This is a genomic window from Ornithinimicrobium carbonis, from assembly GCF_977012275.1.
In genome coordinates this window covers 3,329,664-3,343,793 of record NZ_OZ348993.1, presented here as the reverse complement: position 1 = coordinate 3,343,793, position 14,130 = coordinate 3,329,664, and the positions used below count along the sequence as shown (strand labels likewise).

Annotated in this window: 15 protein-coding genes; 5 read left to right on the top strand and 10 right to left on the bottom strand. The window is 70.5% G+C overall.

The genetic code is table 11. The features are described 5' to 3' along the window. Positions 1-4: 4 nt before the first annotated feature. From ACWHYA_RS15355 to ACWHYA_RS15345, 3 genes are all read right to left on the bottom strand, one after another. On the bottom strand, positions 5-445 hold the full coding sequence (locus tag ACWHYA_RS15355; RefSeq protein ID WP_425940854.1) for a universal stress protein: 441 nt from the start codon (positions 443-445) through the stop codon (positions 5-7). 127 nt (positions 446-572) lie between these two features. Next, a complete protein-coding gene (locus ACWHYA_RS15350) occupies positions 573-1,460 on the bottom strand; it encodes a hypothetical protein (RefSeq protein WP_425940856.1) in 888 nt (295 codons plus the stop codon). A gap of 101 nt (positions 1,461-1,561) precedes the next feature. Continuing rightward, complete coding sequence (locus ACWHYA_RS15345) at positions 1,562-1,846, bottom strand: WhiB family transcriptional regulator (protein WP_425940858.1); 285 nt, start codon at positions 1,844-1,846, stop codon at positions 1,562-1,564. 136 nt (positions 1,847-1,982) lie between these two features. On the opposite strand from ACWHYA_RS15345, the gene ACWHYA_RS15340 reads away from it, so the two are divergent. Together ACWHYA_RS15340 and ACWHYA_RS15335 are read left to right on the top strand one after the other, a co-directional pair. After that, a complete protein-coding gene (locus tag ACWHYA_RS15340) occupies positions 1,983-2,564 on the top strand; it encodes a hypothetical protein (protein ID WP_425940860.1) in 582 nt (193 codons plus the stop codon). Further along, on the top strand, positions 2,564-2,989 hold the full coding sequence (locus ACWHYA_RS15335; protein ID WP_425940862.1) for a DUF1801 domain-containing protein: 426 nt from the start codon (positions 2,564-2,566) through the stop codon (positions 2,987-2,989). The genes ACWHYA_RS15340 and ACWHYA_RS15335 overlap by 1 nt, the downstream gene beginning before the upstream one ends. Before the next feature lie 79 nt (positions 2,990-3,068). Here the strand turns inward: ACWHYA_RS15335 and ACWHYA_RS15330 are convergent, their stop codons facing one another. From ACWHYA_RS15330 to ACWHYA_RS15320, 3 genes are all read right to left on the bottom strand, one after another. After that, on the bottom strand, positions 3,069-4,169 hold the full coding sequence (locus ACWHYA_RS15330; RefSeq protein ID WP_425940864.1) for a maleylacetate reductase: 1,101 nt from the start codon (positions 4,167-4,169) through the stop codon (positions 3,069-3,071). A gap of 90 nt (positions 4,170-4,259) precedes the next feature. Beyond that, positions 4,260-5,732, bottom strand: a complete 1,473-nt coding sequence (locus ACWHYA_RS15325; RefSeq protein ID WP_425940866.1) for an MFS transporter — start codon at positions 5,730-5,732, stop codon at positions 4,260-4,262. Positions 5,733-5,929: 197 nt separating this feature from the next. Next, complete coding sequence (locus ACWHYA_RS15320) at positions 5,930-6,331, bottom strand: hypothetical protein (protein WP_425940867.1); 402 nt, start codon at positions 6,329-6,331, stop codon at positions 5,930-5,932. A 70-nt stretch (positions 6,332-6,401) separates the two neighbouring features. Between ACWHYA_RS15320 and ACWHYA_RS15315 the strand changes: the two genes are divergently transcribed. Then, positions 6,402-7,382 carry a hypothetical protein gene (locus ACWHYA_RS15315; protein WP_425940868.1) on the top strand — a complete coding sequence of 327 codons (981 nt, stop codon included), beginning with the start codon at positions 6,402-6,404 and terminating at the stop codon, positions 7,380-7,382. 43 nt (positions 7,383-7,425) lie between these two features. Here the strand turns inward: ACWHYA_RS15315 and ACWHYA_RS15310 are convergent, their stop codons facing one another. Then, complete coding sequence (locus tag ACWHYA_RS15310; protein WP_425940869.1) at positions 7,426-7,974, bottom strand: hypothetical protein; 549 nt, start codon at positions 7,972-7,974, stop codon at positions 7,426-7,428. Between the two features lie 55 nt (positions 7,975-8,029). Beyond that, positions 8,030-8,728 (bottom strand): hypothetical protein, encoded by a 699-nt coding sequence (locus tag ACWHYA_RS15305; protein ID WP_425940871.1) that lies wholly within the window; start codon positions 8,726-8,728, stop codon positions 8,030-8,032. 203 nt (positions 8,729-8,931) lie between these two features. Here ACWHYA_RS15305 and ACWHYA_RS15300 point away from each other — a divergent pair, with 203 nt between their 5' ends. Both ACWHYA_RS15300 and ACWHYA_RS15295 read left to right on the top strand, forming a co-directional pair. Continuing rightward, positions 8,932-9,627, top strand: a complete 696-nt coding sequence (locus ACWHYA_RS15300) for a hypothetical protein (protein WP_425940873.1) — start codon at positions 8,932-8,934, stop codon at positions 9,625-9,627. A gap of 76 nt (positions 9,628-9,703) precedes the next feature. Beyond that, a complete protein-coding gene (locus tag ACWHYA_RS15295) occupies positions 9,704-12,379 on the top strand; it encodes a PP2C family protein-serine/threonine phosphatase (RefSeq protein WP_425940875.1) in 2,676 nt (891 codons plus the stop codon). A 548-nt stretch (positions 12,380-12,927) separates the two neighbouring features. Here ACWHYA_RS15295 and ACWHYA_RS15290 read toward each other — a convergent pair. Both ACWHYA_RS15290 and ACWHYA_RS15285 read right to left on the bottom strand, forming a co-directional pair. Beyond that, positions 12,928-13,245 carry a nucleotide pyrophosphohydrolase gene (locus ACWHYA_RS15290; protein ID WP_425940877.1) on the bottom strand — a complete coding sequence of 106 codons (318 nt, stop codon included), beginning with the start codon at positions 13,243-13,245 and terminating at the stop codon, positions 12,928-12,930. Beyond that, complete coding sequence (locus tag ACWHYA_RS15285) at positions 13,242-14,111, bottom strand: HNH endonuclease (protein WP_425940879.1); 870 nt, start codon at positions 14,109-14,111, stop codon at positions 13,242-13,244. Before ACWHYA_RS15285 ends, ACWHYA_RS15290 begins: the two co-directional genes overlap by 4 nt. Positions 14,112-14,130 lie beyond the last annotated feature (19 nt).

Genomic DNA, 14,130 nt, shown 5'->3' with positions numbered 1-14,130 from the left:
GGGGTCAGGCGGTCGGGCCGGAACCGGTCTCGCGCAGGACGTGCACCGAGCAGTGGGCGTGCCGGACCACCCCGGAGGCGGTGGAGCCCATCAGGGTGTGCTGCCAACCGGGCTGGGCCGAGGCGATGACGATGCAGTCGTGTCCGCCGTCCTCGGCCAGGTCGAGGATCGTACGTGCGCCGTGCCCGATCCTGGTGACGACCGTGACGTCCGGTGCGCCGCCGAACTCCTCCTTGACGGCGTCGGCGACGGCTCGTTCCTTCTCCACCACCACCGGCCCGATCGAGTAGATGTCGGCGGTCAGGTAGCGGGGGAGCTCCTCGATCACCGAGAGGACGGTGATTCTGCCGCCCGGGGACAGCAGGGACCGGGCGACCTCCATCGCGCGCCCGGCCTCGGGGCCGTGGTCGGGAGCGACCGGGACCATGATCTTCGAGTAGGACATGAGGGCTCCTCTCCGGGGTCCCGTGCCTGCCGGATGGAGAGACGGGCGGCCCAGACCGTCTACTAGTCACCGTAGTCGCCGATGTGGGGTCTCATCAGGGACGTGTGACGGATCAGACACCGTGGGGTCAGGTGTCAGCCGGCACGTCGGTGAGTGTCCTGGCGAGTGCGGGGTGCGCGGACAGCCGGTCGACGAGCTCGTCGTGCTGTGGCCCGGACAGGCGGGAGACGAGGACGGAGTTCCACTGGCTCAGGTCCTGGGCCAACTCTGCCTGACTGCGCCCCCGGCGGCTTCCCGCCCGCTTCCGCACGGCCTCGTCCACGGCGTCGCCATACGTGCGCGCCGCCAGCGTCCACAGGTCGGGCACGACGAGGAGGCCGTCCAGCGTGCTCGCCAGCGACACCTCCTGCGCACTCACCCGACCGTCTCCTCGCCGCGTCCAGCCCCACCGCCGCTCCCACCGCACCAGGTCCTTGACGGCCTGCTCGACCATGGCACCTGCGCCCTCGGTATCCCGGAGCCGCGCCCACATCGCCGCCACGGCGTCGGAGACGACGAAACGGGCCGCCTCCATAGGGTCCTCCGAGCGGAAGTAGTCGTACTCCCTCGTCTCGCACGCGAGGTCGACCAGCACGCTGACCGCCCGGACGGCAGTGTTCACGTCGTCGCCGGAAAGTGCCCTGATGCTGTCCTGCGCAAGCGTGCGGAAGGTCGTCCGCCAGCGTGTCCTCTCCTGCCGGGAGACCCTGCGGTCGCCGGCCAGATAGGCCCCCGAGCGAGCCAGGGCGGCGAACTCCGTCACGCGTGCCAGCACCTGTCCTGCGTCGGGTGGCTGCTGGCGGGCCAAGGCCCGTGCCCCCTTGGCCTGGGGCTCGAGGAGGTCCTCGATGCGCTCGCGGACCGGAGCCGAGCCACGCCAGTAGAGGGTCCAGAGGATCTTCACCAGGTCCGCGCGGTCGAACCCGGACACCTTGGCGTGGAACTCGTCGCGGGAGAGCCGTCGTCCTGCCGTCATGCCGCGGACGATACTTCCCCTGCTGCTGACCGGAGCGACACCATTCGAACGCGACTCCCGTCGCTGGCGATCGTCGTCGAACGTTTGGCGAAGGGGACGCGTCAGGCCGTGCGGGGCCGGGCGAGGCGGCGGTGGACCTCGTCCCGCTCCTCCTCGGTCATCCCGCCCCAGACCCCGTAGGGCTCGTGGACCGCCAGCGCGTGCTCGCGGCACTCCCGCAGGACGGGGCACTGCTCGCAGATGGCCTTGGCACGGGCCTCCCGCCGGCGGCGCGACGGGCCGCGCTCACCCTCGGGGTGGAAGAAGATGTCGGGGTTGGTGGTGCGGCACAGTCCCTGGAACTGCCACTCCCACAGGGCGGCCACAGGCTCGGGCTGGTCGGACATGACAGACCTCCTCGGTCTGGGGTGGTCGTCCACCATGGCACCGAACAGTGCACCGGGATCACCTCCCTAGGGGTGAGACCGGTGCAGCGCTGCTCGACGGGCTGCTCCGCAGCGGCTGGGACGGCAGACTGGTCCCATGGCAACGAGCAGCTTCTGGTCGGGCACGGTGCGCGGCGGTGCGCCGTCGGCGGAGCAGGACGCCTCACTGGCCGGGATGGCCGCGTCCGCGAACCTCGTCCACAAGACGGTAGAGGCACTGGCCCGCGGCGACGAGGACAGGGCCCGCCGGCTGGCCGCACAGGCGGCCGCGCGTCCCTTCGACGAGCACGAGGAGATCTGGCCGGGCCCGTGGGCGGCGCACTACGCCCTCTTCGAGCGGGTCACGGACCTGGTCGAGGACTGGCCGGAGGGCGACCACGCCTGGGTCGGCGCGCTGGCAGACCTCATGGGACAGGTGTCGGGACGTCAGCTCGACGAGCTGCGTCACCTGGCGGCCGTCCTGGACCAGGACGCCCGCCTGCTGGGCGTGGACGACGCGGAGGCACGACGGCTCCGCAGCCTCGCCGGCGACGCGGACCCGCTGGCGGAGCCCAGCATCGGTGTCCCCGAGGACGAGCGGGCCGACTACGTGCTCGACCTCTCCCGGCTCGTGCTCCTGGTGCGGACGCGGCTGGAGGACCTTCTGCTCGACGACGTCGCACAGGATGGAGGATCGTGATGAGCCCGACGACGGACGACACAGGCCCCAGGCTGCTCTCGGGCGGCAACCCGCAGATCCCCAAGGGGGAGGGCGACGGGCCGGTGCAGGCCTACATCGCGGCCATGCCCGGCTGGAAGAGCGACGTCGGCCGGCGGCTGGACGACCTGGTCACGGGCACGGTGCCCGACGTGCGCAAGGCGGTGAGGTGGAACCAGCCGTTCTACGGCGCCCACGAGGACCGCTGGTTCCTGTCGTTCCGCTGCTACACGGAGTACGTCCAGGTGCAGTTCTGGCAGGGCACCTCGCTCGACCCGGTGCCACCGAAGGCCTCCAAGCACGACGAGGTGCGCTACCTGGACATCCACGAGGACGACGAGCTCGACGAGGACCAGCTGCGGTCCTGGATCGAACAGGCCAGCAGGCTGCCGGGCGCGAAGGTGTGATGACGCGCGCCCCGGTCGTCACCGACCAGGTGGGTCCGGGCCGCGGTCGGGCCGTCGGGATGGTCGGCCGGCGGTGGGGTCACAGCAGGCTCCGAGGGTCGGTGCCCCTCAGTGCCGCGCGCAGCAGGGCGTGGATGCTCTCCGGGGTGACGGGACGGGGGTTGGAGGCGGGCACGGCGGCGACGATGCGCTCGGTCGCCTCCGGAAGGTCCTGCTCCGTGAGGCCGACCTCGGCCAGCGAGCCCGGGGCGTCGGTGTCCCTGCGGAGCTGCTCGAGGGCCGCCACCGCGGCGGTGGCCCCGTCCTCGCCCGGGGCTGGTTCGCGCCCCAGCGCCGAGGCCAGCCGGGCGGCCAGGTCGGGGGGCACTGCGTGTGCGTTGTGCGCGAGGCTGTAGGCCACCACCACGGCGTGGGTCGCGGCGTGCGGCAGGTCGAACGTGCCACCGAGGACGTGGCAGATCTTGTGGTGCAGGCCCGACCCGGCGGTCGCGAAGGCCCGCGCCGACAGGTAGGCCCCGTAGAGGCACCGGTCGCGCCCGTCGACGTCGTCGGGGGCGGCCACGACGGCCCGCAATCCGGAGGACAGGGCCCGGACCGCCTCGAGGGAGAGCGCCACCACGATCGGGTCGGTGCCCGGCGCCCAGAGGTTGTCGACGCCGTGGGCCACGCCGTTGAGCCCGGAGGACACCGACAGCCCGAGCGGCAGCGTCCGGGACAGCTCGGAGTCGTAGATCACCGTCCGGGGAAGGACGACCGGGTCGATGCCGGTCCTCTTGGTGTGGTCGTCGGTCATGCCCCACATCGCGGTGGCCTCGGAGCCGGCGTAGGTCGTCGGGACGGCGACGACCGGCAGGCCGGTGGTCAGCGCGACCGCCTTGGCCAGCCCGGTCGTCGACCCGCCGCCGATCGAGACGACCAGGTCGACGCCGGCCGACTCCGCGGCTGACCGCGCCCGCTCGGCCAGGGTCACGGGCACGTGCTGGACGACCTCGTCCCAGCGCAGGGCCAGGTCGAGGTCACCGACCACGCGGTCGGCGAGCTCGCGCTCCGCCTCGCCCGCGATGAGCATGACGCGCTGCGCTCCAAGGCGGGAGATCTCCTCACGCAGGTGCCGCGGGGCCGCGCCGGTCTGGAGGATGACCCGCTGGGGGAGGGAGTCGTGAGTGAACGCGAGCGTCATACCGCGATCATCTCCGACTCGAGCCGCGCGCCGGCTGTGGGGGCGGGGTGGACGCCGGCCGGTTCGAGATCCCGAGCCTGCCCCTGGCGTTCACCGTGACCGTCGGTCCTCTGCCGTCCCCGCCGCGGTCGCCCGGCGGCGTCCGTCCCACACCGCCGCGGCCAGCGCCAGGAGCAGCAGCGTCAGTGCGGTGCCGATCGCGGCTCGCAGCCCCGCCCCAGGGTCGCTACCGTCCCCGGCCCCGAGCTGGTAGGCGGTGATGAGGACCGCCGCGCCGATCGCGGCCCCCACGCGCTGGCCGGTCTGTAGCGCGCCGCCGGCGGCTCCGCCCATCCGGGGCGGCACCTCGGCCAGGGTGAGGGTGAAGTTGGGCGAGACGACCGCGCCGCCGCCGAGGCCCGCCAGCAGCAGGGGCAGCACGAGGGCCAGCCACAACCAGGACCGGTCCTGCGCCCAGGAGGCGAGGACCGCCAGCAGCACGAGTCCGGTCATCATCACGCCCAGCGCCCGGACCACCAGCGGCCGCCCCATGCGGGTCACCGCACGGCCGGCCCACATCGAGGACACCGCCGAGCCCACGGCGAAGGGCGTGAGCAGCAGCCCGGTGGCCAGGGTGGAGTAGCCCAGTCCGTCCTGCAGGTAGACCGAGAGCACGAGGAACACACCGGTGAAACCGGTGAAGTAGAGCGCGCCGACGACGATGCCGTTGCCGTAGCCGGGCGTCTGCCGCAGCAGCGCGATGTCGAGCAGGGGTGCGCCGCCGGTGCGGGTGAGCCGCCGTTCCCACGCGACGAAGGCCCAGCCGGCCACCGGCACCCCGAGGAGCAGCCACAGGAGTCCGGTGGCGCCGGACTCGAGCGCCACGACCGGCAGCAGCAGGCACAACACGGCCAGCCCGAGCAGCACCGCCCCGCCCGGGTCCAGCCGGGTGTCGGCCTTCTCGACCTCGACCCGGGTGTCCGGCACCATCCGGGCGATCGCGCCGAGCAGCACCACCCCGATGGGCACGTTGACGAGGAAGATCCAGCGCCAGCCACCCTCCTCGCCGGCGAGCGCGATGATCACGCCGCCGAGCACGGGCCCGATCGCCGAGGCCACCGACACCACGAGTCCGAAGAGCCCGAAGGCCCGGCCCCGCTCGGCCCCGCTGAACAGCTCCTGGATCAGCCCGGTGTTCTGGGGCGTGAGCAGCCCCGCGGAGATTCCCTGGACCAGCCGGGCCGCGACCAGCACCTCGACCGAGGGCGCCAGCCCGCAGGCGGCGCTCGAGAGCACGAAGCCGGTCAGCCCGACCAGCATGAGCCGGCGCCGGCCCCAGGCGTCCCCGAGCCGGCCCCCGGTGACGAGCACGAGGCCGAAGCTCAGGGCATACCCCGACACGACCCACTGGATCGTCGCGGCCGAGGTGTCCAGGCTCGAGCGCATCGACGGGATCGCGACGTTGACGATCGTCACGTCCAGCAGGGACATGAACCCGACGGCCAGGGTGACGGTGAGGATCCGCCAGCGCGCCGGGTCGGGCTCGGCCTCCGTGGGGTTCCCGCTCTGCCGTTCCGGCGTCACGTCGTCGCCCCGGTCACCCGGCCCATGCTAGGACCCGGGGGCGTCGCTGCAGTCCACAGACTAGACGTTGCGCAGCCAGCGAGGACGGGGGTATGACGTGCTCACCCGGCAGATGTAGAGCCACGGTGTGGAGGTCCAGGGTTGCGGGACCGTCGCTCCATCCGGTGGGAGACCGCTGCCGGTCGACGCGGCGGCCGCTACAGGGCGAGGACGAAGTCGATGGGGCTGATGCCGAGCAGCAGCAACATCGCGCTGCCGGCGAGGACCACGGCGGTGACGGCGGCGAGGGCCCCCACGACGGCCGGGTGCCAGCGCCGGGCTCGCGTCCTCCTGGCGAGCCACACCAGGGCGAGCGCGACAGCGACGTTGGTCGTCACCGCGACCAGGAGGGCACGGACGTAGTCGTCGAGGTCGGGAGCCGCGACCACCCCCTGCGGCCGGAAGACCTCGAAGGCGGCGTACGCCATACCGTGAGTCACCAGCAGCGCCCAGGCGAGCAGCCCGAGACCTGCCGTCGTGAGCACGAGGAGGGCGAGCGTCCACCACACCGAGGCGAGCGTCGGGCGCGGATCGACCGAAGCGGACGCCGTCCTACCCATCTGCTGGAGTGTAGGGCGCTGCCGACGCCGGATGAGCCTAGGCTGCCGCCATGGGCGCAGGCGGGGCGACGTGATGGTCGGCATCTGGAGGCGCCGGGCCCGGCGGAAGCCCAGCTCGCCCGACCCGGTCGCGGCTTCCCTGGCGGGCATCACCGTCCCGTTGCGGCCCCGGCGGTCCGACACCGACGTGTCCTGGGAGGACCTGCCGCGCTGGATCGAGGTGTCCGAGGCCGAGGACGTCGACGGCTTCGACACCGTGGTCGGCCTCAGCGACGAGATCCAGCTCTACTGCGACCCCTTCGACGACGGACTCGACCGGGCCCTCGCCGACCAGCACGGGATCTCCAAGGTCGTCGCCGAGGACAGGGACCTGATCTACCTGCGGACCCGGCTGGCGCTGGAGGACGTGAGGGCCGCCGTCGTCCGGGCGGTCGCCGAGATCCACCACGCACGCCGCTCTCCCCGGCCCACGGGCGAGGTTCCGGACACGGTGGTCGAGGAGCTCGCCATCCAGATGGCGCCGCTGCTGCAGCAGTCCGGGTTCGCGCCCAAGCCGTCCTCTCCCAGGTACTTCTGGCGCGCCGGTGGTGACGGGTTCGCCCAGTCCGTGATGCTGAGCGCCGGAGGTGGATACGCCTCGGACGGCACCAGCTGCAGCGGGCTGGTCTCGGTCAGCGGCGGCACCTACGTGCCCGAGCTCGCGCACTGGAAGATCGCGACCCCGGAGCAGATGGTGCCCGGCTACAGCTGCGTGAGTGTCCAGGGATGGGCGCCGCCCGATCCTGGACGGATCCGTGACGTTCTCGCCTCTGTGGTGCTCCCCGCCATGGACGGGACGCGTGACCGCCGGGCACTCGCTGCCTGGGTTGCCGACGACCCTGGACGCGTGGGCATCCCTCTCACCCGGTGCGCCCGCGCCCTCGCCCAGTGGGGTCTGCTCGACGAGGCCACCCGGGTGGTCGAGCACCTCGAGACGGGCTGGCCGTCGCTGGCGGAGGCTCCCGACCTGCTCGAGGCCAAGACCCTGATCCGGCGGGGCAGGGGCGGGTGACCGCGCGCACGCCTGTCAGTTCAACTGGGTGAGCGGGGCGTAGTCATTCCTGCCTGAGCGGCGCCAGGTGGGTGAGGTAGGCGTCGAGGACGAGCTCGCCGTCGTCACTTGTGGCGTGGGTGCTGGCGGCATGCAGGGGAGTGCCGAACTCGCCCAGCAGGTCCAGCGCGGCGGTGCGTGTGTGTTCCAGGTCGAAGCGAAGCTTGCCGTCTACATGGCCCTTCATGTAGCGGATCTCGCGGGTGACCCGGAGGAACGCCGGCACCCAGGTGACCAGGTAGGCGGGAACCCCGGCGGAGACGGCCGGTTGAAGCTTTGTGGCGTCGGCGGAGAGGTATCGCTGCCAGCGGTCACGGATGTCGACGACGTCGCTCGCGTAGATCATCTTCGCCTCGATCATGGCCGCGGGACGGGTGCGGTCGTTTCCTTCCCACACGACGACGTCTGCCCGTGATACCAGTCCCGGGATGGTCTTCTCGCGCTGGGCCAGACGCGCTGGACGGAGCTCGGAGTTCAGCGCGTGGCGCAGCAGGTCGCAGAGTTCGCGCTCGCCACCCTGGCCGCAGATCTCGTAGAGCTCGTCGCCGCTCACCCTCTGCGGGGACTTCTCAAGGGCTCGGACGAGCATGCCTATCATGGTCGTCGAGTCAGACATGGAACTGCTCCAGCTCGGGGACGATGCCAGTCAGGTCGTGGACTCGGACAGCTGCTCCGTCGCCCTGCCTGAAATCCCGGACGGACGTGGACATGTCGTATCTCTCGCTGAACCTGTCCCGCAGCGAGAGCGGCGCGGTCCTGAGCGCCCACTCCACGCTCTGGGTGGAGGTTTCCAGAAACTCCAGCGGGCGCGGACCGACGACGTAGAGCTCTCTGGTCCTCGAACCGTCCGCCAGAACTAGACGGGCGAAGTCCGCGAACGTCGTCCGCTGCCGGGCGACGTTCCCACCGCTGCCCCTCCACACGGCGACCTTGAACTCGGCGACGCGACTCGACGTCTCGAGATCGAACTCCTGGTGAGGTCCCACGCCGGAGGCAAGAGACGGTCTGACCTCGATCTTCTCGCCGTCCTCAAGGATCTTTGCAAGGACCGCCAGGATGACAGTCGCGTGAATGATGTCGCTGATGCGCCCGAAGGCCTGACGGACGACCAGCGTCGAACGCAGGAGATCGTCGGTCATCTCCCGTCCCTCCAGCAACGCCAGGACATCTGCGCCGGCCTTTCCCACAAGATCCTGCTCCACCGAGGCGATGCGGTCGGTCAGGGGAAGCTCGTCCATGAAGTCGGCGAGCTGAGACGTCGCCTCCATCAGGGCGTGGCGGTCGGGTGGTGCTGGGGACGGGTTCACATCGGTCTCCTGTGTTTGCCCGGCTGGACCGCTGTCCGTGCAGCGACGGTTCCGGTGTGGTCGACGACTGGTCGGTCGGCCATGACGCGACGCGACCGCGCCCCCTGTCCGTCCGATGGGGACATTACTGGCTCAGGGGACATCGTGCTGGCAAACTTCCCTCCACGAGGCAGCAGGGGCGGCCGTCGGGGCAGGAGCATCACATGAAGGACGGCCAGGCCGGGGCGCTGCGAGGCCAGTACTCGATCGAGCTCGACGGCTCCTTCGTCGTCGAGGACGTCAGTTTCGACAGCGCCGCCAGGACCGTGATCGGCCGGGGCTGCCAGCTGCCGGACGAGGGGTGGATCCCGAAGCGACTGGTGGTGATCGGGCCGGCCCGCGAGGGCTGGCTCGTCGAGGTGCATCGTGGGCCAGCCCGCCTCTATGGCGAGGCGATGACCGCCGACGTCGACGACGGTGCACGACTGCACTTCGGACCTGGCACCCATCGGCTCGAGTGGCCCCTGCTCAAGCGTCGGGTGTCCCTCCAGGTCGACGTCGTCCTGCCCGGACGCCGGAGAGAGCTGGCTGGCCGTCCGATGTTCCGGGCCACGTCCTTGACGTCGTACCCACGTGCTCGTCGACACGTCCGCGGGGACGAGCGACGCACCCTCGCCGTCGCCTTCCGCTATCTCCTGCAGAACGAGCCCAAGCGCAAGGACCACTGGGCGAACGCCGGCAGGGAGCTCGGGATGTCGGGCGACCAGTTGCGCCGGTGGCTGCACAAGCGACGGGAGCGGCTCCAGCGAGAACTGGCCGACGGCGGTCGACCCGTGGTCTTCCACGAGCTCGACGACTACGGCCGGTGGCTCGTCACCGAGGGTCGGCTCAAGCTGGGCGACCTGCCGCCGCAGCGGTGATGGGGACGCCCGTTCCCATCGGGGAGCACGACGGCCCCGCTCGTCCTTACCGTCGTGACCAACCCGAGGAGGAGCCATGACACAGCAGTCCCAGCACCGCAGCCAGAGGATCGACGACGGCCTTGCCCACGCCTTCGGCGTCAGCCGGCAGGGCACCGGCCGCGAGGAGAACCAGGACGGCTTCGCGATCGACGACCACGTGTGGATGGTGGCCGACGGCATGGGTGGCCACGACGGGGGCCGGCTCGCCAGCGCCGTCGCCGTGGCCACCGCCACGCTGAACGTCGCCCCCGACGCCGACCTGGTCGAGGTCGTCGACCTGTGCCACGTCACGGTGCTGACCGCCGGTCAGGTGGCCGACAGCCCCGACATGGGCAGCACCCTCGTCCTGGCGGTGCGCGACCCTGAGAGGGGCACGGTCCAGGTCGCCTGGTGCGGGGACAGCCGCGCCTACGTGCTGGTCGACGGTCAGCTGCGCCGGCTTACGACCGACCACAACGTGGCCGAGGAGGAGCGTGCCGCAGGAGTCATCAGCGCCGAGGAGGTGCACGACCACCCGGGGCAGGGGATCCTCACCAGCGCCCTCGGTTGCGGCTCGGTGGACACCCCCACGATCGGGCTCGTCGAGCTCGACTCCCGCGGTCGGCTCCTGTTGTGCACCGACGGGCTCACGGCCGGGCTGCGCGACGACGACATCGCGTCGCTGCTGTCCGTCGACGGCCTCACGGACGCCGCAGACAGTCTGGTGGCCGCCGCGGCGGCCGCCGGCAGCACGGACGACACGACCGTGGTGATCGTCGACCTCGAGCGCGAGCTCATGGAAGAGCCCACCAGCACGGATGCCGAGGGCGAGCTGGAGCACGTGGTCGAGGCGGTCACGGCGTTGGGCGCGAAAGTGACCAGGACCCGCGGCGAGGTGGTGGACTTCCAGCTCGGACGCGCGTCCGGCATCGCCTACGACAAGGGCGGTCAGCTCCTGAGGGCGTCCTTCTTCCTCGACCTCGGCGACATCGACCTGGACGAGGCGATCTCCTGGGTGGAGGCACAGCCGCGCTCGCGCACCGGCAGTCTCGAGGTGGGGGAGAGTGACGGACAGGTCCTTCTTCGCCTGCTCGTCGAGCGGGTGCTCCCGCTGGAGGACGGGGACGCGGCGGTGATCGCCGCCGAGGCGAGTTCCTACGCCGACGCCTGGCGCGAGCGTCGCACGCTTGCGGCGGCGGACCTGCCGAGCCCGCGGCATGCCCCTCCGTCGGTCCTCACCCGCCAACCCCAGGACGCCTGGCTGCTCTACGGCAGCCGCAGGTCCGTCTTCGGCACCGAAGAGCGGGCCGGCTTCATGCTGGATTGGGAGGAGGGGATCCACTCGGTCAATTGGACGGTGCCCAAGCACGCACGCCCGGGGGACCTCGTGTGGATCTACTTCAAAGCGCCCCTGAAGGAGATCAGGTATGCCGCGCGGGTGGCGAGTCACCCGTACTTCGATCCCCAGTTGATCGCCGAGGCCGACCGGCCGTTGGCCGCCCAGCAGTGGTGGGCGTGGCTGACCCCGCTGCAGGAGGTGGGGCCCGTGCCGCTGGCGACGCTCCAGGAGATCGCCGGCGAGCGCCTCGTGGGGCGTGTGCACGGCGGCACCTACCTACGCCCCGAGGTCTCGAACGCGCTCGTGGACCTCGTCTCGTCGGGTCCGGCCGCGGGGGAGGGCATCTTCCAAGAGCAGGTATGCCGTCGGCTGGGGCACCGGGACGGGCTTCCGGACCCCGAGACGATGGGGTGGCAGGAGTGGCAGACCCTTCCCGCCCAGCAACTCAGGCTGGAAGTGGATGTCGAGAGGTATGTGGCCGAGCCACTTCTGCGGCGGGTGGTCGCCGCGGTCGAGGGGGCCAGCCTGGTGCGGCAGAAGCAGCTCACGAGGCTGGTGCCTGACTACGCCGTCGAGGTGAACGGTCAGGTGGTGCTCGTCGTGGAAGTCAAGCAGCGCATCACGAGAAGACGCGGTCAGGACTGGGAAGGCGTGGTCGAGGCGAAGCAGCTGCGCCGCTACATGCGGGCCCGCAGCTGTCCTGGCTTGCTCATCGATGCGCACGAGGTGCACCTTTTCGGTTCAGAGACGGGCGATCCGCAGCAGACCGCTGCACGCTCTTCCGCGAGCACGACGCTGGTGGAGCAGGTGGCGGACATGCTCCCGACCCAGGTGAGGTCCAGCGGCGGCTACCAGGAGATGCTCCGCGGGTTGCAGGCGGAGAGTCTTGTGCTCCCGCCCCTGGGGAACGTCGCACCCACCGACGTGCAGTCCCTCGGGGAGTGGTGGTGGGGGTCGACGGCGCTGCGCTACCAGGACCTCTACACCTTCGATCCGGTGTTCCTGGGTCGTGTGGTCCGTCAGGAGGACGTCTTCACACTCGCGCATGTCGGACACGGAGCCAACAGCCACGCGCTGACGTTGGTCACCCGTCTCGGTCCACTGGCGATCTGCCTTCAGATCGCGTACGGCGGGGCCTATCGAGACCGGGACGTCGAGCGGGCAAGCGCCAACAGATGGTTCCGGCAGGTGTCAGAACTTGCCCAGCATGGGGTCACGTCCGAGCCCCCGCGGCACATGCTGATCTACTCGGATTTCTCGGGCTTTCAGGCCCTCGTCAGCCTCGATGAGGTGGAGAAGGGTGGCCGGAGCGTGGTGCACGAGCAGCGACTCGACTCGGAAGTGGAACTGTTCACGCTCGCCAGCGAGCTCGTGCAGAGGCGAAGGCCCTGAATTCGTGGCGGGCGCCCTGCTAGGAGCAGAGGCAGGCGCCGGATTTCGCCTTCTGGGTGAAGCACTTCCGACAGGTCTTCGGGCCGCGGGACGGCTTGCCCGCTGACCGAGGTGCCGGGGCAGCAGCGGCTCGGCGACCCGGCCGTTTGGGTGGCAGACCGTTCTGACGTCGGCGCTCGATGATGCGAGCCTCCGCCTGCCTGCCGCGGGCCCGCGGCTTGCGGTAGCCAAGGCCCGGACCCGTGTCTTGACTCAAGGGTGGCTGCCCATGCTGGCGAAGCAGCGTGGAGACCTCCCGGATGATCTTCAGGTCCTCGAAGCAGGGGCCGCACTCCTTCATCGGCGCGTAGGCACGGCCGCCGCAGGACCGACACTTCCTAGGTTCCTCAGGACCGATGTCGCGAATGTCCTTCCCGGGTGCGGTCCTGCGCTCGGAGGCGCCTCGTGCCCTTAGACGGACCTCGCCGGGGGAGATGCCACCATCATGGAGTCGCACTCGCCCTCTCATGTATTCCTCCTCACCTGCCGTCAGCGGTCATGATCAGGCATCACAGGTCAACCGCAGGGAACCGACTCGCGTTGTTCCCGATCTTCTCCGCCACGACCGCGTCGAGGTCGACCCCCAACACGTCGGTCAGCCGCAGCAGGTAGATCAAGATGTCGGCGACCTCACCCTTCACCTCCTCAGCTCGTGGACTGGCCATCACCTCCTGAGACTCCTCGGGCGTGAGCCATTGGAAAATCTCCAACAACTCGGAGGCTTCGACGGACAGCGCCATGACGAGGTTCTTCGGCGTGTGGAACTGCACCCAGTCCCGCTCCTCGGCGAACTGGCGGAGCCGATCCTGGAGTCGCTCGACGTTCATGCCCGCAGCCAATCGGCGCAGTCCTCGTTGTGCTTGGCCAGAGCTTCGCGGGCGGGCTGCTCGTCCAGCGTCGACGGCACCGTGAGGACAGTGCCGGCGAGGGCTTCATACTCAGTGCCCTGCAGCGCGGGGGAGACACGCACCAGGAGGCTGTCCGCCTCGACGGTCAGGAGGAAGAGGTCGAAGAGGGTATGGAGGTCGGCGCGGAGGAGCAGACCGTTCCAGACCTCGTTGGTCTGCTCGCCCTTGTGCGGCCAGATGTGCGCGGCCTCCAGCACCGACTCGACTGCGGTCCCCGTGATCGCGCACCGTCCCTCGTAGGCACTCAGGAGTGCTCCGCGGAACCGCGGCTGTCCCTGTCGAAGTGCCACCATCTGGACGCGACGGACACGGAGATCCTCGTCCATGTTGTCGAAGATCCTCTCCCGCTGCGCGTCGTTCAGTGACTGCTGAGGATTCGGGTCACCACCGAGGTAGTCGTCCAGGACCGCCTGCTGCTCCGGCTTCAGTGTCCGGACGAAGGTGGGGTTCTTTGGCAGGCCAGTGGCTGCAGCGACGTCGTGCCAGCGGGGCTGCTCGGCCGCCTCGCCCGCCAGCACCTCGAGGGGGAAGCGCTGGACATACGGCTTCTCCTCGGACCCTGGCCAGTCGTCCCACGGTCCCGGCGTCACCTGATCGGCGTCGATCTCGTAGGCATTCTGAAGCACCCGCACCTTGCCAAGCAGCGAGGCCCCGCTCTGCCAGTAGTAGACGACGTCACCGGCTCTGATTCCACGCGCGGTGATCAAGTCCCAGAGGCCGTGCTCCTTCGCGTACTCCCAGTGCTGGGGGTAGTCCTTGCTGATCGTCAGCAGCCATGCCGCCACGGCATGCGCCTTCCGTGTT

What these genes read in the sequence shown, in the direction of transcription:
- ACWHYA_RS15340 (WP_425940860.1), top strand. Translation starts at nt 1,983, where the DNA reads ATGGCAACGAGCAGCTTCTGGTCGGGCACGGTGCGCGGCGGTGCGCCG.
- ACWHYA_RS15295 (WP_425940875.1), top strand. Translation starts at nt 9,704, where the DNA reads ATGACACAGCAGTCCCAGCACCGCAGCCAGAGGATCGACGACGGCCTT.
- ACWHYA_RS15335 (WP_425940862.1), top strand. Translation starts at nt 2,564, where the DNA reads ATGAGCCCGACGACGGACGACACAGGCCCCAGGCTGCTCTCGGGCGGC.
- ACWHYA_RS15330 (WP_425940864.1), bottom strand. Translation starts at nt 4,169, where the DNA reads ATGACGCTCGCGTTCACTCACGACTCCCTCCCCCAGCGGGTCATCCTC.
- ACWHYA_RS15300 (WP_425940873.1), top strand. Translation starts at nt 8,932, where the DNA reads ATGAAGGACGGCCAGGCCGGGGCGCTGCGAGGCCAGTACTCGATCGAG.
- ACWHYA_RS15345 (WP_425940858.1), bottom strand. Translation starts at nt 1,846, where the DNA reads ATGTCCGACCAGCCCGAGCCTGTGGCCGCCCTGTGGGAGTGGCAGTTC.
- ACWHYA_RS15320 (WP_425940867.1), bottom strand. Translation starts at nt 6,331, where the DNA reads ATGGGTAGGACGGCGTCCGCTTCGGTCGATCCGCGCCCGACGCTCGCC.
- ACWHYA_RS15350 (WP_425940856.1), bottom strand. Translation starts at nt 1,460, where the DNA reads ATGACGGCAGGACGACGGCTCTCCCGCGACGAGTTCCACGCCAAGGTG.
- ACWHYA_RS15290 (WP_425940877.1), bottom strand. Translation starts at nt 13,245, where the DNA reads ATGAACGTCGAGCGACTCCAGGATCGGCTCCGCCAGTTCGCCGAGGAG.
- ACWHYA_RS15355 (WP_425940854.1), bottom strand. Translation starts at nt 445, where the DNA reads ATGTCCTACTCGAAGATCATGGTCCCGGTCGCTCCCGACCACGGCCCC.